At 44.2% G+C, this 25,646-nt stretch carries 20 protein-coding genes; 11 read left to right on the forward strand and 9 right to left on the reverse strand.

Going from position 1 to position 25,646, the window contains the following annotated elements; genetic code table 11:
- Positions 1-374: 374 nt before the first annotated feature.
- The 7 genes from AB6C75_RS11315 to AB6C75_RS11345 all read right to left on the reverse strand — a co-directional run bounded on the left by AB6C75_RS11315 (position 375) and on the right by AB6C75_RS11345 (position 10,715).
- On the reverse strand, positions 375-2,183 hold the full coding sequence (locus AB6C75_RS11315) for a long-chain fatty acid--CoA ligase (RefSeq protein WP_372107809.1): 1,809 nt from the start codon (positions 2,181-2,183) through the stop codon (positions 375-377).
- Between the two features lie 201 nt (positions 2,184-2,384).
- Positions 2,385-3,344, reverse strand: a complete 960-nt coding sequence (gene leuO, locus AB6C75_RS11320; RefSeq protein WP_017100430.1) for a transcriptional regulator LeuO — start codon at positions 3,342-3,344, stop codon at positions 2,385-2,387.
- Between the two features lie 347 nt (positions 3,345-3,691).
- Entirely contained in the window at positions 3,692-4,747 is a 1,056-nt protein-coding gene (locus tag AB6C75_RS11325) for an MJ1255/VC2487 family glycosyltransferase (RefSeq protein ID WP_372107810.1), read from the reverse strand.
- Positions 4,748-4,841: 94 nt separating this feature from the next.
- Positions 4,842-5,366, reverse strand: a complete 525-nt coding sequence (locus AB6C75_RS11330; RefSeq protein WP_009847812.1) for a phosphatase PAP2 family protein — start codon at positions 5,364-5,366, stop codon at positions 4,842-4,844.
- Positions 5,367-5,620: 254 nt separating this feature from the next.
- Positions 5,621-8,728, reverse strand: a complete 3,108-nt coding sequence (locus AB6C75_RS11335; RefSeq protein ID WP_372107811.1) for an efflux RND transporter permease subunit — start codon at positions 8,726-8,728, stop codon at positions 5,621-5,623.
- Positions 8,725-10,056: an efflux RND transporter periplasmic adaptor subunit gene (locus AB6C75_RS11340; RefSeq protein ID WP_372107812.1), complete on the reverse strand. Its 1,332-nt coding sequence runs from the start codon at positions 10,054-10,056 to the stop codon at positions 8,725-8,727. The genes AB6C75_RS11335 and AB6C75_RS11340 overlap by 4 nt, the downstream gene beginning before the upstream one ends.
- A complete protein-coding gene (locus tag AB6C75_RS11345; RefSeq protein ID WP_009847815.1) occupies positions 10,056-10,715 on the reverse strand; it encodes a TetR/AcrR family transcriptional regulator in 660 nt (219 codons plus the stop codon). Before AB6C75_RS11345 ends, AB6C75_RS11340 begins: the two co-directional genes overlap by 1 nt.
- Before the next feature lie 568 nt (positions 10,716-11,283).
- On the opposite strand from AB6C75_RS11345, the gene leuA reads away from it, so the two are divergent.
- The 5 genes from leuA (at position 11,284) to AB6C75_RS11370 (ending at position 17,106) form a co-directional block, all read left to right on the forward strand.
- Positions 11,284-12,831, forward strand: a complete 1,548-nt coding sequence (leuA, locus tag AB6C75_RS11350) for a 2-isopropylmalate synthase (RefSeq protein WP_004735885.1) — start codon at positions 11,284-11,286, stop codon at positions 12,829-12,831.
- A gap of 97 nt (positions 12,832-12,928) precedes the next feature.
- Positions 12,929-14,020 carry a 3-isopropylmalate dehydrogenase gene (gene leuB, locus AB6C75_RS11355; protein ID WP_248368463.1) on the forward strand — a complete coding sequence of 364 codons (1,092 nt, stop codon included), beginning with the start codon at positions 12,929-12,931 and terminating at the stop codon, positions 14,018-14,020.
- 117 nt (positions 14,021-14,137) lie between these two features.
- A complete protein-coding gene (leuC, locus tag AB6C75_RS11360; RefSeq protein ID WP_372107813.1) occupies positions 14,138-15,550 on the forward strand; it encodes a 3-isopropylmalate dehydratase large subunit in 1,413 nt (470 codons plus the stop codon).
- 14 nt (positions 15,551-15,564) lie between these two features.
- The gene (leuD, locus tag AB6C75_RS11365; protein ID WP_017061388.1) at positions 15,565-16,167 is read left to right on the forward strand and encodes a 3-isopropylmalate dehydratase small subunit; all 603 of its coding nucleotides are present in this window, start codon (positions 15,565-15,567) and stop codon (positions 16,165-16,167) included.
- Positions 16,168-16,323: 156 nt separating this feature from the next.
- Positions 16,324-17,106 (forward strand): DUF547 domain-containing protein, encoded by a 783-nt coding sequence (locus tag AB6C75_RS11370; RefSeq protein ID WP_372107814.1) that lies wholly within the window; start codon positions 16,324-16,326, stop codon positions 17,104-17,106.
- Positions 17,107-17,203: 97 nt separating this feature from the next.
- On the opposite strand, the gene AB6C75_RS11375 is transcribed toward AB6C75_RS11370, so the two are convergent.
- Together AB6C75_RS11375 and djlA are read right to left on the reverse strand one after the other, a co-directional pair.
- Complete coding sequence (locus AB6C75_RS11375; protein ID WP_372099221.1) at positions 17,204-17,749, reverse strand: DUF924 family protein; 546 nt, start codon at positions 17,747-17,749, stop codon at positions 17,204-17,206.
- Between the two features lie 58 nt (positions 17,750-17,807).
- A complete protein-coding gene (djlA, locus tag AB6C75_RS11380; RefSeq protein WP_372099219.1) occupies positions 17,808-18,662 on the reverse strand; it encodes a co-chaperone DjlA in 855 nt (284 codons plus the stop codon).
- Positions 18,663-18,811: 149 nt separating this feature from the next.
- On the opposite strand from djlA, the gene lptD reads away from it, so the two are divergent.
- From lptD to apaH, 6 genes are all read left to right on the forward strand, one after another.
- Positions 18,812-21,160 (forward strand): LPS assembly protein LptD, encoded by a 2,349-nt coding sequence (gene lptD, locus AB6C75_RS11385; protein ID WP_372107815.1) that lies wholly within the window; start codon positions 18,812-18,814, stop codon positions 21,158-21,160.
- 43 nt (positions 21,161-21,203) lie between these two features.
- Positions 21,204-22,499: a peptidylprolyl isomerase SurA gene (gene surA / locus AB6C75_RS11390; RefSeq protein ID WP_372107816.1), complete on the forward strand. Its 1,296-nt coding sequence runs from the start codon at positions 21,204-21,206 to the stop codon at positions 22,497-22,499.
- Positions 22,489-23,478 (forward strand): 4-hydroxythreonine-4-phosphate dehydrogenase PdxA, encoded by a 990-nt coding sequence (gene pdxA, locus AB6C75_RS11395; protein ID WP_198592280.1) that lies wholly within the window; start codon positions 22,489-22,491, stop codon positions 23,476-23,478. The genes surA and pdxA overlap by 11 nt, the downstream gene beginning before the upstream one ends.
- Positions 23,475-24,290, forward strand: a complete 816-nt coding sequence (gene rsmA / locus AB6C75_RS11400) for a 16S rRNA (adenine(1518)-N(6)/adenine(1519)-N(6))-dimethyltransferase RsmA (RefSeq protein ID WP_009847826.1) — start codon at positions 23,475-23,477, stop codon at positions 24,288-24,290. The genes pdxA and rsmA overlap by 4 nt, the downstream gene beginning before the upstream one ends.
- An 81-nt stretch (positions 24,291-24,371) precedes the next feature.
- Complete coding sequence (apaG, locus tag AB6C75_RS11405; RefSeq protein ID WP_017098907.1) at positions 24,372-24,752, forward strand: Co2+/Mg2+ efflux protein ApaG; 381 nt, start codon at positions 24,372-24,374, stop codon at positions 24,750-24,752.
- A 31-nt stretch (positions 24,753-24,783) separates the two neighbouring features.
- Positions 24,784-25,587 (forward strand): bis(5'-nucleosyl)-tetraphosphatase (symmetrical) ApaH, encoded by an 804-nt coding sequence (apaH, locus tag AB6C75_RS11410; RefSeq protein WP_372107817.1) that lies wholly within the window; start codon positions 24,784-24,786, stop codon positions 25,585-25,587.
- Positions 25,588-25,646 lie beyond the last annotated feature (59 nt).

Raw genomic sequence — 25,646 nt, forward strand, 5'->3', positions numbered from 1 at the left:
CGAAATACTTCCACTTTTTCGGCTATGGCTGTCTGTTGTGATAACAACAAACAGTAATACGAAACAACTTTAACGCTTTATTATCATCTGGTCTAACGCCTGTTATTCGGCAACTGTGCCAAAAAACCAACTATTAGCTCAAAGCATCAAATAAAACCCAATACAGGCTTTTACACTAGGCTTAAACACTGCTTACTTGATAAAAAAAAGCACTTAATATTTCAACAGATCGCTATTTATCGATAAACAGCGAGCTTGTTGGTGTGCGCTTTCGCACATTGTGCTGTGTCATTAGATACAAAAAATCCCCCTAAAAATGCAATCACATTCGTAGGGGGATTTTTAAACAACTGAAAATTTATCTAAACAGAAAACTACTTATCTTTAGGCTTTTCGTTGTACATTTCTTCGATTTCGTCTTGATACTTATCGTTAATAACCTTACGACGCAGTTTCTGGGTCGGTGTTAGCTCACCATCATCCATAGAAAACGCTTTTGGCAGCAACTTGAACTTCTTCACTTGCTCAAACTTCGCTAGTTCTTGTTGTAAGTCATTCACACGCTTCTCTAGCATCTCTACTATTTGGTGATTTTTAACAAGTTCCACACGGTCATGATATTTGATATTAAGCTCTTTGGCATAATCTTCTAGCGAGTCATAACAAGGAACAATCAGTGCAGAAACGAATTTGCGCGTATCAGCGATAACAGCAATCTGCTCGATAAAGTGATCTTTACCAATTGCGCCTTCAACCACTTGCGGTGCAATGTACTTACCGCCAGAAGTCTTCATTAATTCTTTGAGGCGATCAGTAATGAATAGATTACCATTTTCATCAAAATGACCCGCATCACCCGTTTTCAGGAAACCATGCTCGTCAAATGTCTTAGCTGTCTCTTCTGGCATCTTGTAGTAGCCACGCATCACCATTGGGCCACGAACAAGGATCTCATCCTTAGCGCCAATTTTCACTTCAGCGCCCGGCATCGACATACCGATCGAATCAGGGTTAAAACAACGGTCATCCCAGCACGATACTGTTGCCGTGGTTTCTGTCATGCCGTAGCCAAGTTTTACATTGATACCAATCGCGTGGAAGAAGCGACCAATGGTTTCATCAAGCTTCGCGCCACCACATGGCATGAAGTTGATGTTACCACCTAACAGAGCTCGCAGTTTAGATAACACAAGCTTGTCAGCAAGCGCATGGCTCTTCTTCAGCATGAATGATGGTGTACGACCTTCTTGATGACAAACAGAAAGCTTCGCGCCCATGTTCACCGCCCAAGTAAAGAGTACTTTACGAATAAACGGTGCTTTAGATACTTTCTCGTGAATCGCTGAGAAAATCTTCTCGTAGAAGCGAGGAACAGCAGACATAACCGTTGGTTTAACATCACTCAATGCATCACGAACTTGCATGGTGTCTTGCAAATAGCAGTTGGTTGCGCCTTTATAAAGGACATAGAAAGTCCAAGCGCGCTCAAATACATGTGATAGAGGTAAGAAACACAATGAGACGTCGTCTTTGCTTAAGCTGAGACGCTCATCATGGCCTTTTAGTTGATAGCCAACATTAGTGTAATCAAGCATTACACCTTTAGGCTGGCCCGTTGTACCAGAGGTATAGATAAGCGTCAGTAAGTCATCCATGCTGGCATCCGCAAGACGAACATCAAGCTCAGCTCGCTGCTCTTCAACACCACGAGCCATGAACTCTTTCCAAGAGACGGCAAAGCGATGTCCTTGCAGATCGATATCATCAGACATCGCCACAACAACTTCTAGCTGTTCACACTCTTCAAAAAGGCTAACCGCCGCATCGAACTGAGCTTGCTCGCCAACGAATAAGATCTTCACATCTGCATTTTGGATAATGTAAGAAGACTGTGCCGCTGTGTTGGTTGGGTAGATTGGTACCGTTACAAGACGCGCTTGTAAGGATGCGAAGTCAGCCACAGTCCACTGAGGCATATTGTTCGAGAAGATACCGATCTTATCCTGAACTCTCAATCCTTGAGCCAATAGCGCTAATGAAAGCGTATCGATTTGTTGTCCAAATTGTTCCCAGCTAATACCTTGCCATACATTGCCTACTTTGTGCTTCAAAGCTGTACGGTTGCCACCTTGGGCAATTTGGTCACGAAGTCTTTTTACGATATGAAAATCTAAATTGGCCATCTCTTTACCTTTGGCTTACACCTGTAAGCTTTTTTGAGCGCACAAGTGTACCTCTGATCATGGAAAAGGCAACTGATGAAGCTCAAAGTTATAAGTAATACTACGTCTCACGCTAAGTTTTCTATCAACAAAAATAGCAGGTACAAAAAAACCCCAAGCCAGACTCCTAGCTTAGGGCTTATAAATCATAGGAATTAGTGTCTAGTTAAGCGCCACTACTTCGCCACAGATCATCATTAACTGATCTCGTAACCAGATGTGTCCTTTGTCCTTTTCACTTGATTCGTGCCAGCTAAGGAAGCCAGAAATCGCCGCATTATCGAATGGGAAATCTAGAATCTGAAGCTGATCTTTGTTTGCTGCATGTTCTACCATCCAACGAGGAGCGATTGTTACTAATTCAGATTGACCAACAACGTAAAGTACGTTGCTTAAGCTCGTACCTTCGTAGAAAGGTGTGCAATCGAGGTCACGGTAAGCTTGCTCAGAGAAGCTACGTTGACCATGGATGCGAGACAGTTTAGCGTGCTTTTCGTTAAGCAACTCTGCCGCTGAAACTTCACCGTTGATGCGTGGGTGAGAAGCAGAAGCGACCACAACCAATTCATCTTGGAAGATTTCAGTGCTTGAGAAACCTTGCTCATCAAAACGCGAGTAATCAATAACGAAGTCAATTTCTTGGTAACGCATGCGCTCAGAAAGTTGACGGTCAAATTCCGCATCCATGTGCAGATTAACGCTAGGTGCTTGGTCGTTGATTGTCGACATAATCTTAGGTGCAAAACGCATGTCGCAAGGGCTACAAATTGCAAGTTTGAACAAACGAGAAGACGACTCTGGTGAGAATACAGAACTTGGCAATTCGTTGCGTACTAACTGCAGCGCTTGGCGGATTGGGCCAAACAACTGACGAGCACGTTGAGTCGGTTGAATACCACGACCTTGACGCATGAATAGCTCGTCGTTGAACATTACTTTCAAACGAGCAACAGCATTACTTACCGCTGGCTGAGACATGCCCAGATTATGAGCTGCACGTGTAATATTTTGCTCTTGCATAACTGCATCAAATACAGTCAAAAGATTTAAGTCGACTCCACGAAGTGTGCTTTCCATTCTGTAGCTTGCAATTGCACTCATTGCGTCTTTTTTCTCTAACATTCAAGTTGCCTCTTGTCGGTTCGACAGGGTTAAATTGGTAATGGTGTGGGAATAGATAACCACTAATTCTTATATTTATCAGACCGATGTTTTTCGGATTGCCATTACTATTAACCAATAAATCTCGAGCTACCAACAAGATTGATAAAGAATAATTTAATTTTACCTTAATGATTAAACAACACCTAAAAATCAGTTGCTTATGGAGTTATAAAAAAACATAAAATGCGTCACTTATGAGTTTCATTTCGACTTATTTAGCTGTTCTATCGTTTTGGTTACATTTGTTACAAATTATTGAACTCGTGAATCGTTCAGCTAGGCAATTCAGAAATAACACTTATGGGTTACGTGAGTGATGCATAACTAGGAAAATCCACCTTATCCCAAAGTTGCTTTCTTAAGTCATCTTGGTTGGACCAATTGCCCGCTAACACCCACTCAACAAGTGCACTTGCCACGTCAGGGTAAGTGACCCTTTCTGCCTGCTTTTCACCGAGCCAACCACGCAAGGTAACCGCGTCTAAAAAGCTCATGGTTTGAGCTAACCCGAGCGCTTCAAGCGTCGCCACATTACTTTGTTGTTCGAACTGTCCCTCAAGAGGCTTAAGAAGCAACTTCTTACCTAAAGTTAAGGCTTCAGATGGCAATTCAAAACCGCCGTTGGCCACCACACCAGAGCACTGATTGAGATCGAATTGGAAGCCGGCATGACTGAGTGGTTTGAACTCTATATTTTCGACTCGGCTATGCTCAATCACATTCGGGTGATAACAGACAAAGTGATGAGAAACAAACTTCATTAACAACTCAGAGATAGCCTCAAGATCCTCAAATGGTAGATAAACCAAGGTGAAGTCTTGTGTTGCTTTAGCTCGCTCATCACACGCAGGCGTGTGAACGATAGGTGGCAATATTGGCTGTTCAAAGTGATACCAGTGTAAACCAATAGAGTGCTCAGTTGGGGCGAAATGTTGAATCACGGAATGTTCAATCCAGTTGCCCCCTTCTTTAGGTACATCATAGCGGAACGCATTCTGGTGGCTTATACCAATACATGGCACACCTTGCCTCTTAGCCGCCCATGCCGTCACAGGTTCAAAATCATTAAGCACTAAGTCATAAGGCGCAAGATCGATCTGGTTAACCTCGCGGAGAAATCGCCAGATGTTGTTCTTGATGAATGTCTTGCCGTATTTAACCTGCCCCTGCTCGCTGTAAAAAGTTAAGCCGCTGCGGGTCTGATAATTGCCAAATGCTTCCATCGAAAAGAATTTACTCTCGTCTCGCCCAGAGAACAGAAAGTCGACATCAATATTATGTTGGCGAAACGCGACAGCCATTGCTCTCGCACGAGCGATGTGACCATTCCCTGTACCTTGTACGCCATATAAAATTTTCATTCAGGTTCCTTGAAGATTAACAATTCGAGATCTGCTGTCTTTTCCTGTGTCTTTTTAATATGAACAACAGAACAAACAGCCATACGACTAAGCGCTATAAAATGAAGTAAATGGCTAGGCTTGTGCACGCTATACCCAGCGCTGCACCAATTAAGACATCCGTTAAAAAGTGCACACCGAGTAGGATTCGAGATCCAGCAATCGCTGTCGCCCAAATCAAGCTAAAGAGATAGAGACTTGGATAAAAATGTCCGATTAGAGTCGCCATAACAAATGCAGCAGCGGAATGCCCAGAAGGCAGGCTGTATTTATCTGACGGCACAATGTGAGAGTGAAGTAATGAAGAGAATTCAGCGGGTCTGCGGCGCTTTAGGGTGTTTTTGGCTACCCAATAAATCGGTAGCTCTATCGCAAAAGCGGCTAGACCAACCATTAAAAATTCACGACCTGTGTAGCCATCAGCTAACAGCGCAATCAGAGCGATCAACACATATAGATGACCATCCCCGGTATGAGACACCGCTTTACTCAATGTTGCATGTTGCCCGCTATAACGGTTCTTCAAACAGAAAACAGAAAATGCCACATCCCAGCGGACAACAGGTTCGATAGTACGCATACGATCTCCTTAACAATCCTTATTCAGTTAAGGCTCAAGGTATGCCCCTGAAATGACAGTTAAGTGACGTTTTTAATGAACTAAAATGAATTTTGAAGCGAATTAACCGCTTTCACTAAGTAAGCTAATAGGAGCCTAGAAGCAGCCGATAAAAATAAAGCGACACAAGGCCGCTTTATTCTTCTATGTTTTTGCTTCTTTATATAAGCAAACACTACTTCTATCGTGCTAATGGTTATAGAGCTCGCTAAAGATTATAGCGCTAATGGCTCATGCTTCTTCACCAACCCGAAGTCAGCCAATATCGCGTAAGCGGCAGGGATCATAAACAACACCAGTAAGGTTGAAGCAAATATGCCAAACACAATTGAAATAACCAATGGCTGGATAACCTGAGCTTGCAAGCTGGTTTCCGTCAACAGCGGTAGCAAACCTGCCGCTGTGGTCATTGAGGTCAAGAATACCGCACGGAAACGCTCGCGACTGGCCTTCACCACCGAGTCATGAACGCTATCTCCCTCATCAACATGGTGACGAATGTACTGCACCAACAAGATGGAATCATTAACCACAATACCGGCAAGCGACACAAAGCCCATCATGCTCGGCATACTTAACGCGTGCCCTAACAGCCAGTGACCAACAACTACCCCAATGAAGGCCAGTGGAATTGCCAACATTACGACCACAGGTTCCAAGTAGCTTCTGAATTGATAACTCAGAATCGCAAATACGCCGAATAAGCCCAATAAGAAACCTTTGCCCATCGAAGCTCCAGTCTTAGCTGCATCTTTGGCTTCGCCTTCGAAATCAAAACGTAAGCCTGGGTATTTTTGAATCAGCTTAGCGGCTTCTTCTTTTTGGAACTGAGCCAAAATTGCTGAAGAGCTCGCTTTCTTATTATCAATATCACCAAAGATACTGATGGTTCTCAGCCCATCGATACGTTGGATTCGTACGTAGTTACGTTGGAAATCTAGCGTTGCCAATGTCGCTAGCGGAATCTGGCTGCCATCTGCAGTGATGATTGGGAAGTTAGCCAGTTGCTGTAAATCACCCGCTTGTTCTTTATCAAGGCGTACCTCAATCGAAATGTTCTCAACCCCAATTTGGATTTCATCCGCAGTCTGACCAAAGAAGGCCGCACGCAATTGGGAAGCAATCATCTGCCCATTCACATTGTAGGTTTCCGCACCTGGGCGAAGTTTAACTAAGATCTCTTCCTTACCCATGCGCATGTCATCAAGAACACCATGCACACCATCAAACTGATTAAGGTACTCCTGAATATCTAAAGAAGCCGATTTCAATGCAGCAAGATCATCATGTTTGGCGCGGATCTCGATAGCACGACCGCCCGGCCCCATCGTCGGTTGTTTGAAAACTAGCGAGATAGGGTCAGCCAAATCGCCGATGTCCTCCCGCCATGCATCAATAAAATCATCAATTACAGTATTACGACTCTCTGCACCTCGTAAATCTAAGCGCACGGTAGCTAAGTGTGGGCCTGATTCATTGGCATCTGCGTTTGCATTGAATTGGCTGGTGATATGCTCAACCAATTTATTACCGTCCTCGACGTCTTCACTCCACTGCTCATTCAAACGTTCAGCAGATGCGACTATTTTATCGACCACTTTCTCGGTTTGAGACAGTGATGCGCCCGGTGGAAGAATGATGCGAGCCTCGGCAATATCACCATCCAACTCAGGAAATGGTTGGAACTTAACAACACCACCAGCAATCAAGGAGATAGATAGAAGTAATAAGGTTATCACTCCGCCCATAAAGGCGTAGCGGAACGTCACGACCTTCTCGACCATGTTCATCAAAGTTGTGTTGCGAAAGTTTTCGAACTTCTCTAACAACACAACTTTAAAGCGCAGCGCGGGCTTATCATTTTTTTCTTTATGTAATGAATGAGATAAGTGATTTGGTAGAATAAGAAACGCTTCGATTAAGCTCAGCGACAACACCAAGATAAGCACCTGAGGCACCGCTTTAAGCACCGCGCCCATTTCCCCATCAAGGAACAACAAGCTACCGAAAATACACACCGTGGTTAAGAAAGAAGACAGTACTCCGGGAAGCACTTTCTTTACGCCGTTGTACACCGCATCATCGACGCTTTGTCCCCTATCTAAGTGGGAAGCTATCGATTCGGCTATCACTATGGCGTCATCCATCATGATACCAATCGCCATTAACAAGCCGACTAGAGACATGATGTTGATCGACAAACCTAGGTTGGCCATTAAGAACAAACCACCAAGAAAGGCTACTGGCAAACCTGCCGCAACCCAGAATGAATATCGCAAACTGAAGAACAACCACATGGTGGCAAACACCAACACAATACCTTGCCAGCCATTGCGCGCCATCATGGTTAGACGATCCCAAAGTACCGAGGAGAGATCGTTGGTCATTTTCAGTGTCACGCCATCGGGGGCAATCGCGCTCTGGTCTTCCACGAATCGGGTCACGTTCTCTTTGATTCGTAACGCATCATCTTCTTTGTTTTTACTGATCTTCAATAGTGCAGATGGCTTACCATCAAACAGAACCTTCTGTTCATCCAGTTCAAAGCGATCGGTTATTTTTGCAATATCCCTCAGACGGATCACTGATCCATTAGGCGCAGAGCCAACCACGATACTTTCTAATTCAACCGGCGTAATGCGTCTTTCATCAAAACGAATCAGGAAGTTTTTGTCTGGCGTCTCAACGTTACCACTCGGCAGCTTTACATTCTGACGACCAATTTGGTCGGCGATATCACCGACGCTCAAACCCAACTGGCGAATAGCTTGGGTATCCAGTTCGACTCGATATTGATGATCAGAGAAGCCGCTGACCTCAACCAAAGAGACATCATAATCAAGCTTCATGGTCCGTTTAAGATCTTCGGCGTAAGCTTTGAGTTCAGGCCATGAGGTTTCGGCTGTAATCGCGATATCAACTACCGGTTCATTCCAATCCAGCTCTTGAACAACAGGCGATTCAATCTCGCTCGGGAAATCATTGATCGAGTTGATCTGAGTTTGAACGTCCACCAGCATTCGGCCAATATCCGCTTTCTCATTAAGCTTCAGAATAAGACGAGCACTGCCTTCGATCGCCTCACACTGAGTTTCCTCAATGTTGGCCAGACCATCGACGGCATCTTCCATTCGTACACACAAGCTCTCTTCCACTTCTTGTGGTGATGCACCGGGATAAACTATCGCCGCCATAATGTAAGGTGGGTCATAGGCGGGAAAGGTTTCGCGCTTGATGGTCGATAATGAGGTCAAACCCATGATCAACAAACCAAGCATCAATAAGTTTGCAGCCGTCGGGTGTCGGGAGAAGAACCGAATCATGACGCATTCTCCTGCACATCCGCTGCTAATTCAGTAGAGTTTGACTCTTTGAGCAGCATGCCTTCAATCGCAGGTAAAACGTCATTGAGAATTAACTTATCACCCGCGTGCAGTTCACCATCCACCACCACTTGGTTATCTCGACGATAAAGCACTTCAACATTCACCACTTGTAAGCGCTGGCTGTCATCCATCAGATAAACCTTATCACCGTGCAGAGCGCGCTCTGGGACAACCCAGCTAAGGTTGGCCAAGCCTTCAATCTCCGCTTTAACAAACATACCATTGACTAAAGGCGTTGCGCTGTCTGGTTGCAGTTGTGAGTAGTCTTGAGCGATTTCAAGAATGATCCCTGCTGTTGCTTGGTTCTCATCAACGGTTTCGCTGATTCTCGCCACCTTTGCAGGCCAATTGAGGTTAAGGCTGCCACTGTTTAACTGAATACTTGCTTTGATCGGCGCTTCATAAGGGTTTGGTATGTCTGCGGCATCACGAGGGAATTGAGTAAAGCTTGAGGCTAAAGTTTGCATATCGTGAATAGAGAGTTGCGCCTCAACTTCCATAACCTTAATCCCGTGAGCAACAAACATCTCTTGCTGAAGATTAACCACTTGGTTTTGTTCAATATCGACCTGCGCAATTCGCATCGCTCTAGGCAAGGTGATGGTCGTTTTATCCAAAGAGCGTTGCGCCTCTTTTACTTTAGAGACATTCACCTTAATCACTGCTTCCGCAACACGCTTTTCATCTGGCATCAATGCAATTTGGTTATCAATATCCAATACAAGCTTCTGTTGAGACAACGCACTTTGTTGTTGCAGGTCGACATCCGATTGAGAGGTGAGCCCTTTCTTGCGCAGATCTTGTTTACGTTGCAGTTCTTTATTGCTGATCACTAAGCGATTCTTTTCGATCTTAAGAGTCTGATTCAAGTTGTCTTCTTCTTGATTCAATTTTGCTAATGAGGTTTGGCTTGATTTAAGATCCGCTTCAGCTTGTACCAACTTCAACTCGTAATCCAAGGGATCGATCTTAAGTACCTCAGTTCCCGCAGGAATTATCTGCCCTTTTTCTAGGTCTGGATGTCGATAAACAATCTGCCCAGTCACCTCGGCAATGGCTTTCCATTCAACTTTAGGTACTACTTTGCCAAAGCCCACTGCCAATGGCGCGATCATTTGTTGTTCTAAACTGACTGTTTCAACTAGACGAGCCCGATCTCCCGCGGGCTTAGTCGGCAGATCCGGCTTTAAGCTAATCGCAATCACAAGGCCGATGACACCAACCGCAAGTGCTGGAAAGAAGAGTAGTTTTTTATTTATTTTCATTATCTTTTGTCCTGCACTGCAGAAGGGCTTGGTGCGTTGATAAAGCCTTCGGTCATCAATTGAATGTTGTGTTCGATTAAACGGTTAAGAAATTCTTCATTAATCTCAATACCATGGATTGCTAATAGAGGGGGCGGAGCAATGAAAGGGAACACCATCAAACTTATATACGAAACTCGACACAATTTTGGATCCATGTTCTGTTTTAAGATGCCTTGTTCAACCAGCTTTTCAAAAATGACATCTTGGGCGGGCTTGGCGACATCGAGAAAAACCTTTTCGAGCAACTCTCTTTGCACTTCAGAGGGAGGCATATTCATTACTTGAGCAATCAAGCGAGGAAACTTGGGCACCTTGACCATTTCTTTATAATAAGTCCGCATTAAATCAAGAAAGTTCTCATGGCTGCTTTCTTCAACCAACCTCTGCATTTGCAATTGCATCGGTCGTAGCGTTTCACGCAGCATCGCCTCAAATAATCCAGCCTTACTGCCAAAGTAATAACGGATCATCGCAATGTTCACACCCGCGCGATCAGCAATCAGGCGTGTCGAGACCTTGTCGTACGACTGAACTACAAACAGATCACGAGCATGCTCAATCAATAATTGTCGAACATCTAAGTTCTGTTGAGGTCGCCCCGCTTTTCGTGCTGTCATGGCATCAACCTATCTCTATAATTAATCATTCGATTAATTATAGAGATAAACAGGCATAACAGTAGAAGATTAATTACTCACTATTTAATCAATTGATTAATTACTTTAGTCACGCTTATGATTTTTTTGGTGAATCGTTCCATTAAAAATATTTACTACAAAGTTTTAACCTACACATCAGCCAAACGATAAACTAACCCGCCAATACAAAACCACCATTTAGTTGATATCGCTAACACTTAAACAAAAAACAGCACAAACAAAACCAAAACACTGCCAATGCACGCTGATATTGGATTTTCTTGTTTGACGCTCAGAATAAATTACGGTAAATATGGTGTTAACAGTTTATTTACGGATATTTGTGTAATGATTTTTTCTTCTTCTCTACTGCTGAAACTTCTCCTTATCGTGAACCAATCGCGCGGGTAAGTTGTGGGTCAAGAACTACACAAATATTAAAACCCGCACTGAGCGGGTTTTTTTGTAACTGGCACTTTTAAAAGAACATCATTCTTAATAATAATTTGGATAGCAATCGATTCATTATCGATATAAGGAAGCACCCATGAACGATCAAGTAATAATTTTTGATACTACCTTACGTGACGGCGAGCAAGCATTGGCTGCAAGCCTTACGGTAAAAGAGAAGTTACAGATCGCTTATGCTCTTGAGAGACTGGGTGTAGATGTTATCGAAGCTGGCTTCCCTATTTCTTCTCCAGGTGATTTTGAGTCAGTACAAACCATCGCTAAACACATCAAAGACAGCCGTATTTGTGCACTTTCTCGTGCCGTAGCGAAAGATATCGATGCCGCTGCAGAAGCGCTTAAAGTTGCTGATCAGTTCCGTATTCATACATTCATCTCAACATCAACGGTTCACGTACAAGACAAATTACGCCGCAGCTACGACGATGTAGTAGAGATGGCAGTAAAAGCTGTCAAACATGCGCGTAACTATACCGATGATGTTGAATTCTCTTGTGAAGATGCCGGTCGTACCCCTATCGACAACCTATGTCGTATGGTTGAAGCCGCGATTAACGCAGGCGCTAAAACCATCAACATTCCAGATACGGTGGGCTATACAGTACCGAATGAGTTTGGTGGCATTATCAAAACGCTATTTGACCGCGTACCAAACATCGACCAAGCGATCATCTCTGTTCACTGTCACGATGACTTAGGTATGTCGGTTGCAAACTCAATTGCTGCTGTGCAAGCGGGCGCTCGCCAAATTGAAGGAACAATCAATGGTATTGGTGAGCGTGCGGGTAACTGTTCCTTAGAAGAAATCGCAATGATCATCAAAACTCGTCAGGAGCTATTAGGTGTTCATACTGGCTTGGACCACAAAGAGATTCACCGTACCAGTAAGTTGGTTAGCCAGCTTTGCCACATGCCAATTCAAGACAACAAAGCAATCGTAGGTGCCAACGCATTCAGCCACTCTTCAGGTATTCACCAAGATGGCATGCTTAAGAACAAGAACACTTACGAGATCATGACGCCTGAGTCTATCGGCTTGAAGAACAAGGCATTGAACCTAACAAGCCGTAGTGGCCGAGCGGCTGTTAAGAGCCACATGGACGCGATGGGCTACAAAGACAACGAATACAACCTAGATTCATTGTACGAAGACTTCTTGAAGCTGGCTGACCGTAAAGGCCAAGTATTCGATTACGACTTAGAAGCATTAATGCATTTCGCGAACCTACGCGACGAAGATGACTTCTATAAACTTAACTACCTAAGCGTACAATCTGGTAGTGTTATGTCTACCACCAGCATCAAGCTGCAATGTGGCGATGAAGAGAAATGCGAAGCGGCTGTCGGTAACGGCCCTGTAGATGCTTTATACCAATGTATCTACCGCTTAACGGGTTACGAAATTGCATTGGATAAATTCGACCTGACCGCGAAAGGCGAAGGCGAAGATGGCTTAGGTCAAGCCGATATTATTGCGAACTATAAAGGCCGTAAGTACCACGGTACGGGCGTTTCAACGGATATCGTTGAAGCTTCTGGTCAAGCGCTATTGCACGTTATCAATAGCATTCAACGTGCAGACACCATCGCTGAAATGAAGCAGCAAAGAATCGCGACAGTTTAAGCACCCAATAACAGAGCCCTAGAGCCGCTGTTGTTGGCTTTAGGGACAAAATTTAAAACGAGCCAACTAGCTCAGTAACAAGAATTAAAGGATTAACATGACTGATAAATCATACAAGATTGCCGTACTACCTGGTGATGGCATTGGCCCAGAAGTAATGCAGCAAGCACATAAAGTGCTAGACGCGATTGAAAAGAAGCACGCGATTAGCTTTTCTCGCGAAGAGTATGATGTTGGTGGTATCGCAATTGATAATCACGGCTGTCCACTTCCAGAAGCGACAGTAACGGGTTGTGAAGAATCTGACGCGGTACTTTTCGGCTCGGTTGGCGGCCCTAAGTGGGAACACCTTCCACCAAACGATCAACCAGAACGTGGTGCCCTACTTCCTCTGCGTAAGCACTTCCAACTGTTCTGTAACCTACGTCCTGCGCAAATCCACAAGGGTTTAGAGTCGTTCTCTCCTTTGCGTGCTGACATCTCAGGTAATGGTTTCGACATCGTTGTTGTTCGTGAATTAACAGGCGGTATCTACTTCGGCCAACCTAAAGGTCGTGAAGGAGAAGGCGCAACAGAGAAAGCCTTTGATACTGAGGTTTACCACCGTTACGAAATCGAACGTATTGCGAAGATTGCTTTTGAATCTGCTCGTCTACGTAACAAAAACGTTTACTCAATCGATAAAGCAAACGTTCTTCAGAGCTCTATCTTATGGCGTGAAGTGGTTGAAGAAATCTCGAAAGATTACCCAGATGTCACGTTAAACCACATGTACATCGACAACGCGACCATGCAGCTAATCAAAGATCCATCTCAGTTTGACGTAATGCTATGTTCAAACATCTTTGGTGACATCATCTCTGATGAATGCGCAATGATCACAGGCTCTATGGGTATGCTTCCTTCTGCAAGCTTAAACGAAAGCAACTTCGGCTTATACGAACCAGCAGGTGGCAGCGCACCAGATATCGCAGGTAAGAACATTGCGAACCCAGTCGCGCAAATTCTTTCTGCAGCACTAATGCTTCGTTACAGCCTAGGCGAAGAAGCGGCAGCACAAGACATCGAAGCCGCGGTATCTAAAGCACTTTCTGCAGGCGAGCTAACGGCAGACCTTGCAGGTAAGAACCAAGCGCTAACTACCTCTGAAATGGGTGACAAGATCGCTGAGTACATCTTAGCTTCATAAGCTAAATGCTCCGATTAGAAGCAAGTACATAAGAATAATATCAAGCCAAGTCAGCGTAAACCGCATGGCTTGGCTCGAAACAAACACTGGGACTGATGCTCCCAAGGAAGAAAAGCTATGTCGACAAACCAGCAAGCAAAAACCTTATACGAAAAAGTTTATGACGCTCACGTTGCGGTTGCAGCGAAGGGCGAAACGCCAATTCTTTATATTGATCGTCACTTAGTCCACGAAGTAACGTCGCCACAAGCCTTTGATGGTCTGCGTGAAAAAGGCCGTAAAGTTCGCCAAGTAGGCAAAACTTTTGCGACCATGGATCACAACGTATCGACGCAAACTAAAGACATCAACGCTTCTGGTGAGATGGCTCGTATCCAAATGGAAACGCTATCGAAGAACTGTGAAGAGTTTGGTGTCACGCTTTACGATCTAAACCACAAATACCAAGGTATTGTGCACGTAATGGGTCCTGAGCTAGGTATTACGCTACCGGGCATGACCATCGTATGTGGTGACTCGCACACGGCTACACACGGTGCATTTGGTTCACTAGCATTCGGTATCGGTACTTCAGAAGTTGAGCACGTTCTAGCTACTCAAACGCTAAAACAAGCTCGCGCAAAAACCATGAAGATCGAAGTAAAAGGCAAGGTTGCTCCGGGAATCACGGCAAAAGACATCGTATTAGCGATCATCGGTAAAACAACGGCTGCTGGCGGTACAGGCTACGTGGTTGAATTCTGTGGTGAGGCAATTACCGACCTTACGATGGAAGGTCGTATGACGGTATGTAACATGGCAATCGAGCTTGGCGCTAAAGCAGGCTTAATCGCTCCAGATGCAACGACATACGAATACATCAAAGGTCGTAAGTTCTCTCCAGAGGGCGAAGACCTAGAAACAGCTATTGAATACTGGGACACATTGAAAACCGATGCAGACGCTGAATTCGATGCGGTTGTTACATTAGAAGCAGCAGATATCAAACCACAAGTCACTTGGGGTACTAACCCAGGTCAGGTTATCTCGGTAGACACACCTATCCCTGCACCAGAAAGCTTCGCAGACCCTGTAGAAAAAGCGTCGGCTGAAAAAGCGCTGGCTTACATGGGTCTTGAAGCCGGTAAATCTCTATCTGATTACAACGTAGATAAAGTGTTCGTGGGTTCTTGTACTAACTCTCGTATCGAAGACATGCGTGCAGCAGCAGCGGTTGCGAAAGGCCGTCAAGTAGCGAAACATGTTCAAGCATTGATCGTTCCGGGCTCTGAGCAAGTTAAAGCACAAGCTGAAGCTGAAGGCTTAGATGTAATCTTTAAAGAAGCCGGCTTTGAATGGCGTTTGCCAGGTTGTTCTATGTGTCTTGCAATGAACAACGACCGTCTAGGTCCACAAGAGCGCTGTGCTTCTACATCAAACCGTAACTTTGAAGGTCGCCAAGGCCGTGATGGTCGTACGCACCTAGTTAGCCCAGCAATGGCAGCCGCAGCGGCTATCGCTGGTCACTTTGTCGATATTCGTGAACTTTAATTAGAGGATTTAACATGTCAGGTTTTCAACAACACACCGGATTAGTCGTTCCTCTAGATACGGCCAACATCGATACTGATGCGATCATTCCAAAGCAGTTTCTACAGAAAGTAAACCGCATCGGTTTTGGTAAACATTTGTTCCACGATTGGCGCTTCCTAGACGATGCAGGCCAACAGCCAAACCCTGAGTTTGTAATGAACGAAGCTCGCTACCAAGGCGCTTCAATTCTTTTAGCTCGTGAAAACTTCGGTTGTGGTTCATCTCGTGAACACGCACCGTGGGCGCTTGCCGATTACGGTATTCAAGTGATGATCGCGCCAAGCTTTGCCGACATTTTCTACGGTAACTCGATCAACAACCAAATGGTGCCAGTTCGATTGACAGAGCAAGAAGTGGATGAGCTATTCCAATTCGTTGAAGCGAATGAAGGTGCAGAAATTACGGTTGATCTAGAAGCAATGAAAGTCAGCGCGAACGGTAAAGAGTACTCGTTTGAAATTGATGAGTTCCGTCGTCACTGCTTACTGAATGGTTTAGATAATATCGGCCTTACACTTCAACACGCCGATAAGATTTCAGAGTTTGAAGCTAAGATTCCTAGCTTCCTAAAATAATGAGACGTTTCTGAATAAATCTAAAGGTTGGCCAAGTGCCAACCTTTTTTATTTGGCTAAGCTTTTAACTTAACTTCATATGTTTATTTAAATGAAGGGCAATGAAAGAAAATGGTAAGCCTTAAGGTCTTAGTAGTCAGTCATCAGGAGAATGCCATGAAACAACTGCTTTTTATTGTCAGCCTACTTTTCTCAACCTTAGCTTGGTCTGCGCCTAAATCCGATCTTTGGCCATACTGGAACCAAAGCGACGAAACCAACCTAGAACAGGTATCTCATCAAGATTGGCAACAATTCCTCGATAGCTACTTGGTTAAACAGGGGCAAAATACGTTAGTTCGCTACAAAGCAGTTAACACTGCCGATAAGACAAAACTCAAGCAGTACATCAAGCGAATGGAGCAAGTGAATCCGCTCGACTATTCAAAAGCGGAGCAGTATGCCTATTGGGTAAACCTATACAACGCCGTGACTGTCGATTTGATTCTTGAAGCTTACCCGATCAAATCCATCACTAAACTTGGCGGACTATTTAGTTTCGGTCCGTGGGGAGATGATGTGGTAGTCGTTAATGGGAAATCACTGACACTCAATGACATTGAACACCGAATCCTAAGGCCGATTTGGCAAGACCCACGCACGCATTATGCAGTGAACTGTGCCAGCCTAGGTTGCCCTAACTTACAACCTGACGCTTTTACCTCTGACAATGCTGAAGCCTTGCTTGAGCAAGCTGCAACTGAGTTTGTAAGCAGTGACAAAGGCGTGATGGTTACAAACAATAAGCTTAAACTATCATCGATTTACGAATGGTTTGCTGTGGATTTTGGTACGAAGAAACAACTTATTCAGCACTTAGAACAATATCGAATTGAAGCAGTAACCAATACTCAAAACATCAGTTATGAATACGATTGGTCGCTTAACCAAGCAAACTAGCTCTAACGCTAACGTTCACCACTAAAACAAAAAAAGAGGCTAGAGGTTTTTATTAACCGCTAGCCTCTTTTTTATCTATTGAACTGTGTTTCTACAATTAAAAGCTTGAGCCCGGTTGCTGCAAGAATTCAATTTCTTCGGGAGTCGAAGCTCGCCCTAACACCTCATTACGGTGCGGATAGCGACCAAATCGCTCAATGATAACCTTGTGCTTAAACTCAAAATCCAGATTATGCTCTAATCCCGTTTGAGAAAAGAGTTCCACGGCTTGTTCATGGACTAACAAAGACTCACTGTGCATATAAGGCATATACAGGAAGCTTTTCTGTTGCTCGTTAAGCTGGTGATCAAAACCACCCGCTACCGCCTCTTGGGCTAGAGCCAACGCCATCGGATCAGCCGAAAAAGCTGTCGGACTGTTTCTACCAATATTTCGAGAAAACTGATCAAGCACGATAATTTCAGCCAATCGTCCTTGTGCGTTTTGTCGCCATTCAAATAGCTCACCTTGAGCCGCTGCCTTGTGCACCTCAGCAAATCGAGACTCTATCAAAACATCAATTTCTTCGCCGCCAGTAAACCAGTCTTTTGGCGTCAATTCATCGAACCAAAACTCTAGAACATCCTGATACGTTACCATCATATAATTCCTTTTAATAAAAAACCGAATCATTTAATAGTATGACTCGGTCTATGTTCGATTACTTAAAACCTTTTACTTTCTTTATCAGATCATAAGCATTCTGAATTTCTTGCGATTTTTCTTTCGCGACATTCATCATTTCTGGTGGCAAACCCTTCGCCATCAGTTTATCTGGGTGATGCTCATTCATCAGCTTGCGGTAAGCTTTCTTCACCTCTTTACCCTCAGCACTTTCACTCACACCAAGAACTTTAAACGCATCGGCCAATTGGTTTTGTTGCGAAGCCTGTTGCCAACCAGATGACTGCCCGTGACCTTGATGACCACCAAAGCTTCCACCCTGCTGTTGAAAACGGAATGCTGCTTCTTGCATCTGTAAACGGCGTTCTAGTTGTTCTGCAGAAAAGCCAAGACCTTGCGCTATCTTATGCAGAACTTGGCGCTCACTAGGATGCAAACTTCCATCAGCAAATGCAGCAGATACTTGTAGCTCTAAAAAAAACTGCAGGAGATCAAAACGGCCACCCGATGAGATCTTCACACGCTCAAGTACATCGCTTAACGGGAAGTCACTTTCTTTGCCATCACGAAACGCATCTTGCGCCGCTTTACGTTGCTCGCCATGCAGGTTCATACGCTCCATCATTGTAGAAGCGAGCTGAATCTCTTCCGGAGTTACCTGCCCCTTGGCTTTAGCAACATGTCCCATAACCGCAAAGGCGGATTTAAAAAACTCGTTTTGTCTTTCAGCTTGGTTTGGACCTCGTCCAAAACCAGAGCTATTGAAGCCCGATTGGTTCAATCGGCGAGCTTTATCGAACTGGTGCCCTAAGAATAGGCCAAAAACTAAACCGAGCGGCCCCCCAAATAAAAAACCAAAAAAAGCGCCCAAAATTTTGCCAAATATTTGCATTATGTGTTCTCTATCTATGAATTTTGTCTGAGTAATGCTGTCTGATGATGCTGAATGCTAATATTTCCTTTATCATAAGGAAAATGCTTTATTAATTGGATTGATACTAGATCAACCCTTCATCTAGTGACACAGGATAGTTCAACTTCATGCAATCTTTTTCCCGCACCTTGTTAGCCGCGTCTATAAGTACGGCATTATACGTATCGACAACTCAAGCTGAAACAATCACCGATAGTAGTGTGCAGGAAATGCCCTCTATAGATCAATGCTTGATCGAGCCCGCTGCAGAAAACGAGACACAACTTCCCGCTCATGTTGAGTCCGATCGCTTAGAGGCTATCAATGGTGACAAGGCAATCTACTCAGGTGATGTAAGAGTTACCCAAGGAAACAAAACCATCCTTGCCGACAATGTAACGCTTCACCAACAAGAAAATATCGTTGTAGCTGAAGGCAACGTAAACTTTAGCGATGGTCAAATAAAGTCAGTGGCAGACAGAGCCACTAACAATCTGACCACCGATGAAATGACGCTCGAAAATACCGATTATGAGTTCCTCTGTGAGCAAGGGCGAGGAGATGCGGTTTACATCGCGAAAACCGGAAAAGCGGTTTATGAGATTGAAGATGGCTCAATCACCTCTTGCCCTATCGGCGACAATGCATGGCGACTAAGAGCGTCAAGTATCGATGTCGACCAAAATGAAGAAGAGGCTACGTTCTACAACCCAAGGTTTGAAATTCAGAGCGTTCCTGTTTTTTATCTGCCGTACTTAACCGTTCCGATTGGTGATACACGTAAAACAGGTTTCTTATATCCAACCGTATCATACGGTTCAAGTGATGGTTTTGAATTTGAGATCCCTGTTTATTGGAACTTGGCACCAGAGTATGACCTGAAAACCACTTTTAAGCACATGAAAGAGCGTGGTACTCAGCTTAACAGTGAATTTAGATATTTAAGCGATTTTGGTTCCGGGATGATCAAGTCTGAATACTTACCTGATGACAAAAAATACCCAGAGAAAGGCAAACGTTGGGGGGCTCAACTTTATCACTCAGGAATATTCCAAGAATCTTGGTTGTTTGAAATTGATTACTCAAAAGTTGGCGATATCGAGTACTTCACAGATGTCAACGGAAGCGGCATTGGTAACCGTGAGGACGGTCAGTTACTTCAAGAAGGGCTAGCAACCTATCGATCTCAAAATTGGGATGCCTCTGTACTTGTGCGAGACTTTCAGGTTCTTACAAACTCAAAAAACAACCTCCCTTACCGCCTGCTCCCACAGCTTGAATACAACTATTATGCCCCTGAGGTAACGGAGTATTTAGACTTCGATCTGATCAGCCATGTGTCTCTGTTTGATACCGATGCAAAAGGCAAACCATCAGCAACTCGTATTCACGTTGAGCCGGGTATTACTATCCCTGTAGGCAACACTTGGGGGACTTGGACCACAGAAGCCCGACTGCTTGGTACTTACTACCAACAAGATCTTGATGGTGTTGATACCACAAGTGACAAATATAAAGATTTAGAAAAATCAGTAAGTCGAGTAATCCCTGAGTTTAGGAGTCATGCCGGTATCGTTTTAGAAAGAGATACCAAGGTCATTGGTAACTACACTCAAACTCTAGAACCCCAAGTTCAATACCTGTACGTACCAAAAGAAGATCAAAACAACATTGGTCTTTACGATACGACACTTCTGCAGACTGATTATTATGGTCTCTTTAGAAGCCGTAAATACAGTGGTGTAGACCGTATCGCTGCAGCTAACCAAGTAAGCTACGGTGCATCATCTCGTTTCTTTGATGATGAGTATAAAGAGCGACTCAATGTGTCTTTTGGACAGATCTTTTATATCGACAAAGATACGAAACAGAATTTACAGCTCGATCCTAAAAATAAGAACTCGAACTACTCATCTTGGGCGGTAGAGGTCGACTTTAATTACGACGACTACCTGTTTTATCATGGTGGTGTGCAGTACGACATCGACACCACAGCAATGCAACTAGCCAACAGCACCATTGAGTACCGTTTTTCTGGTGGTTATATCCAAACCAACTACCGCTACGTAACCAAAGAGTATATCGAAGACACTGTTGATTTTAATGTTGGATCGATTACTAAAGATGGTATATCTCAAGCAGGATTACTCGGAGCCTACCAGATTTCACGTAAGTGGAGTGCCAGCGCTCAGTACTTCTATGATTTAACAACCGAAGAGAACCTTGAGTGGTTAGCTAAACTCAATTACAAGTCAGATTGTTGGTATATCGGCTTCACCTACAGTAACCAATTACGTAGATGGGAAGGTGATTACATCAACACATCGAATGCGACACCAGTATACGAGAAAAACTTTGGCTTTAGCTTCGGTATTGTTGGCTTTGGTACCAACATAGGCTCAGACTCAAGCGAAGTAAGTGAAACAAGCTCAGGTAACGCACTCAGCTACGGTCGTCCATTCTTCTTAAACAACTAATTTTCTTTACTGATAAAACATCGGTGAATATAAAGGATTACACATGACATTGTGGAAACGCACATTAATTGCTATCGCAGCGGCTTGTACTGTCTCAATAAGCTATGCTGCACCGGTTGAACTCGATAGTGTAAAAGTGATCGTCAACGAAGGCGTGATCTTACAAAGTGACATTGATACTTCAATGAAGACACTACGTGCAAACGCGAAAAAAAGTGGTCAAACATTACCATCACAAGATGTACTGAATGAGCAAGTTCTAGAAAAGCTGATCATTGATACGATTCAAACTCAAGAAGCGGAACGTATCGGTGTTCGTATTGATGATGCTCGACTGGATCAAGCGATTGAAGGCATTGCAAAAGATAACAACCAAACAGTACAACAACTTACTGCATCGGTCGCTGAAGAAGGCCTGAGCTACAATGCATTTCGTGAGCAAGTAAGAAAAGAGATTGCGGCAAGTGAAGCGCGTAATGCTTTAGTTCGTCGTCGTATTAATATCCTTCCAGCAGAAGTCGACAACCTAGCGGACATTTTAGCGCAAGAAACCAATGCGACTGTTCAATACAAAATTGGCCACATTCAACTGCGATTCAATGACGACCAAACCAAAGAAGAATTAGAAGCACAAGCGACTGATTTAGTGGAAGAGCTAAACAACGGCAAAGACTTTAGCAGCATGGCATATACATACTCTAAAGGCCCTAAAGCGTTGCAAGGTGGTGATTGGGGTTGGATGCGTAAAGAAGAGATGCCTACGATTTTTGCAGACCAAATCAAAATGCAGAATAAAGGCAGCATCATCGGTCCTTTCCGAAGTGGTGTTGGCTTCCATATTCTAAAAATTGAAGACGTAAAAGGTTTGGAAACCGTTGCAGTTACCGAAGTTAATGCACGTCATATTTTGATTAAGCCAACGGTTATCTTGAGTGATGACGGTGCGAAAGAGCAGCTTGAAGAAATCACTCGTCGTGTAAACGCAGGTGAAGCGAGCTTTGGTGATCTTGCACAGCAATACAGCCAAGATCCAGGTTCAGCAGTACAAGATGGTGAGTTAGGCTACCAAACTCCAGATTTATACGTTCCTGAGTTCAAACACCAAGTAGAAACGCTACCTGAAGGTAAGATCAGTGCGCCATTCAAAACCGTGCACGGTTGGCACATTGTTGAAGTACTAGACCGTCGCGAAGTCGACCGTACCGATTCAGCATTGAAAAACAAAGCTTATCAAATTCTATTTAACCGTAAGTTCAACGAAGAAGTCGGTGCTTGGCTGCAAGAAGTAAGAGCTAGCGCCTTTGTTGAAGTGGTCGAGGATGACCAAGATGACAACTAAACGCCTTGTCATTACAGCAGGTGAACCGGCGGGAATTGGGCCAGATTTAACTCTCGCATTATCCCAAGAAAGCTGGCCACATCAGCTCGTGGTTTGTGCGGATAAAAGCCTATTAGCAGAGCGAGCTGAAATGTTAGGGATTGAGGTTGAGCTGTTGGATTACGACTCAACCGCGCCCAAGCAACCTCAACGCTCTGGAACATTGGTTGTGAAACACGTTCCACTAGCTGAAGTCGCCGTTGCAGGCCAACTCAACGAGGCTAACGGTCATTACGTATTAAATACTTTAGAAACCGCAGCAATTGGCTGTATGAATGATGAATTTGATGCTATTGTCACCGGCCCTGTTCACAAGGGTGTAATTAACCGAGCTGGCGTTGCTTTTAGTGGCCATACCGAGTTCTTTGCAGAGAAATCCAATACTCCACTTGTCGTGATGATGTTGGCAACAGAAGGGCTGCGTGTTGCTCTAGTAACAACGCACATCCCGCTAGCTTATGTATCTCAAGCAGTGACCGAAGACAGATTAGAGCAAATCATTGCTATTCTGCATAAAGACTTGGTTGAAAAATTTGCTATTGAGAAACCAACTATCTACGTGTGTGGTTTGAATCCACATGCTGGTGAAGATGGTTGTTTGGGTCGTGAAGAGATAGAAACTATCACCCCTACGCTAGAAAAAATTCGCCAGAAAGATGGTATTAATTTAGTTGGCCCATTGCCAGCAGACACCATCTTTAATGAAAAATATTTGCAAGATGCAGATGCTGTTTTAGGTATGTATCACGACCAAGTACTCCCGGTATTGAAATACAAAGGGTTTGGTCGCTCAGTGAACATCACGCTTGGCTTACCGTTTATTCGCACATCAGTCGATCACGGTACCGCCTTAGACTTGGCAGGGAAAGGCCAAGCCGATACAGGGAGCTTTAGAACAGCGCTCACGCACGCCATTGAATTAGTAGAGAAAAAACAATGAGAAATGATGTCCACTTAGGGCACAAAGCGCGTAAACGTTTTGGTCAAAACTTCCTTAACGACCCATACATTATTGATGGAATCGTATCGAGTATTAACCCACTACCAGGCCAGAACTTAGTAGAAATCGGCCCCGGTCTTGGTGCGATTACTGAGCCTGTTGGCAAGCTTGTCGACAAGTTCACAGTAATTGAACTGGATAGAGATCTTGCTGAACGTCTGCGTAATCACCCTGATCTTGCTGAAAAGTTAACGATCTATGAGGGCGATGCAATGAAGTTCGATTTCGAACAACTTGTTAAGCCAAACAACAAGCTGCGTATCTTCGGTAACTTGCCATACAACATCTCTACACCATTGATGTTCCACCTTTTTGAGTTCCATAAAGACGTGCAAGACATGCACTTTATGCTTCAAAAAGAAGTCGTTAACCGATTAGCAGCGGGTCCTGGTACTAAAGCTTACGGTCGTCTAACGGTTATGGCTCAATATTACTGTAAAGTCACTCCTGTTTTAGAAGTGCCACCAACAGCATTTGTTCCGCCACCGAAAGTAGACTCTGCAGTCGTTCGCCTTCAGCCTTATGAAGTACTGCCTTACCCGGCAAAAGATCTTAAGTGGTTAGATCGCGTATGCCGCGAAGGCTTTAACCAGCGTCGTAAAACAGTCCGTAACTGCTACAAGAGCCTAATCGACAAGGAAGTGCTTGAAGAGCTAGGTGTAAACCCTGGCATGCGCCCTGAGAACCTGACGCTCGAACAGTTTGTCGATATGGCGAACTGGTTGCACGACAGTCACAACGCTGACAAATAATCGAAAAAGGCTCCTACACTTCGGTGAGGAGCCTATTTTTTATGTAATACTTAAAGCATACCAACAACAAAAGGTGCGAATATGGATATATCTACGCCTTGTATCAAATGCCAAGTTCATTCTAAATATATTGAAGAACAATCAGAGCCATCTAAGAGTCGCTACGTTTTCGCTTACATCATTACCATCAAAAATCTAAGTAAAACAACGGTACAACTTATGTCTCGCCGCTGGTTGATTACCGACTCTAACGGTAAACAACTCACCATAGAAGGTGATGGCGTGGTTGGACAGCAGCCTGTAATTGAAGCCAATGACGAATACACATATACCAGCGGTACGGTCATCGAAACCCCTGTGGGTGTTATGCAAGGTCACTATGTGATGACCGATCATAAAGGCATTGATTTCATAACAGAAGTCGACCCATTTAGACTGGCTATCCCCAATATCCTTAACTAGTACGCATCTCTACCACTTACAGGAAAATACTGTGTCGAATTATATTGTCGGAGACATTCAAGGATGCTTCGACGAGCTTCAGTTACTGCTTGAAACCATCAACTTTGATAAACAACAAGATACTTTATGGGTCGCCGGAGACTTAGTTGCTCGTGGCCCTAAATCCTTAGAGACGTTACGTTTTGTTCGTAGCCTTGGCAGTTCAGCGAAGGTGGTATTGGGTAACCATGATTTACATCTACTTGCGGTATCCTTAGGCCTCTTTTCAGCCAAACCAAAAGACAAGACTCAACCAATTCTTGATGCTGAAGACCGTGACCAATTGCTGGAATGGTTAAGACAACAACCATTGATGCAAGAGCACCCAGAGTTTGTCATGACACATGCAGGCATCTCACCTCAATGGGACTTGGAACAAACACGTACAGAGAATCGAGAGATAACGTCATTACTGAAATCGAACCGCTGGCAATGGCTTGTCGAGAACATGTACAGTAACACGCCAGACCTCTGGAACAACGAGTTGCAAGGCATAGAGCGCTATCGCTATGCGATCAATAGCCTGACAAGAATGCGCTTCTGTTTTGAAGATAGCCGACTCGACATGGCATGTAAGCTACCACCGAATGAAATTACCGATGAACCATTAGTGCCATGGTTTGACCTTCCGCAACGCATAAAGCTCGATAAAACCGTTGTTTTTGGACACTGGGCTGCGCTAGAAGGTTACTCAGGAAAAGAGGTGATTGGACTTGATACTGGGTGTGTGTGGGGGGGAGACTTGACGATACTTCGCTGGGAAGACAAACAGTTTTTCACTCAAAAAGCGCTATAGAAACACGAGATACGAGATACGAGATACGAGATACGAGATACGAGATACGAGATACGAGA

The sequence above is a fragment of the Vibrio sp. 10N.237.312.B06 genome (assembly GCF_041464685.1).
Classification (GTDB): Bacteria; Pseudomonadota; Gammaproteobacteria; order Enterobacterales; family Vibrionaceae; genus Vibrio; species Vibrio tasmaniensis_A.

Bases quoted from the DNA above. Each gene is read 5' to 3' on its own strand.
- AB6C75_RS11315 (WP_372107809.1), bottom strand. From the start codon at position 2,183: ATGGCCAATTTAGATTTTCATATCGTAAAAAGACTTCGTGACCAAATT.
- leuO (WP_017100430.1), bottom strand. From the start codon at position 3,344: ATGTTAGAGAAAAAAGACGCAATGAGTGCAATTGCAAGCTACAGAATG.
- AB6C75_RS11325 (WP_372107810.1), bottom strand. From the start codon at position 4,747: ATGAAAATTTTATATGGCGTACAAGGTACAGGGAATGGTCACATCGCT.
- AB6C75_RS11330 (WP_009847812.1), bottom strand. From the start codon at position 5,366: ATGCGTACTATCGAACCTGTTGTCCGCTGGGATGTGGCATTTTCTGTT.
- AB6C75_RS11335 (WP_372107811.1), bottom strand. From the start codon at position 8,728: ATGATTCGGTTCTTCTCCCGACACCCGACGGCTGCAAACTTATTGATG.
- AB6C75_RS11340 (WP_372107812.1), bottom strand. From the start codon at position 10,056: ATGAAAATAAATAAAAAACTACTCTTCTTTCCAGCACTTGCGGTTGGT.
- AB6C75_RS11345 (WP_009847815.1), bottom strand. From the start codon at position 10,715: ATGACAGCACGAAAAGCGGGGCGACCTCAACAGAACTTAGATGTTCGA.
- leuA (WP_004735885.1), top strand. From the start codon at position 11,284: ATGAACGATCAAGTAATAATTTTTGATACTACCTTACGTGACGGCGAG.
- leuB (WP_248368463.1), top strand. From the start codon at position 12,929: ATGACTGATAAATCATACAAGATTGCCGTACTACCTGGTGATGGCATT.
- leuC (WP_372107813.1), top strand. From the start codon at position 14,138: ATGTCGACAAACCAGCAAGCAAAAACCTTATACGAAAAAGTTTATGAC.
- leuD (WP_017061388.1), top strand. From the start codon at position 15,565: ATGTCAGGTTTTCAACAACACACCGGATTAGTCGTTCCTCTAGATACG.
- AB6C75_RS11370 (WP_372107814.1), top strand. From the start codon at position 16,324: ATGAAACAACTGCTTTTTATTGTCAGCCTACTTTTCTCAACCTTAGCT.
- AB6C75_RS11375 (WP_372099221.1), bottom strand. From the start codon at position 17,749: ATGATGGTAACGTATCAGGATGTTCTAGAGTTTTGGTTCGATGAATTG.
- djlA (WP_372099219.1), bottom strand. From the start codon at position 18,662: ATGCAAATATTTGGCAAAATTTTGGGCGCTTTTTTTGGTTTTTTATTT.
- lptD (WP_372107815.1), top strand. From the start codon at position 18,812: ATGCAATCTTTTTCCCGCACCTTGTTAGCCGCGTCTATAAGTACGGCA.
- surA (WP_372107816.1), top strand. From the start codon at position 21,204: ATGACATTGTGGAAACGCACATTAATTGCTATCGCAGCGGCTTGTACT.
- pdxA (WP_198592280.1), top strand. From the start codon at position 22,489: ATGACAACTAAACGCCTTGTCATTACAGCAGGTGAACCGGCGGGAATT.
- rsmA (WP_009847826.1), top strand. From the start codon at position 23,475: ATGAGAAATGATGTCCACTTAGGGCACAAAGCGCGTAAACGTTTTGGT.
- apaG (WP_017098907.1), top strand. From the start codon at position 24,372: ATGGATATATCTACGCCTTGTATCAAATGCCAAGTTCATTCTAAATAT.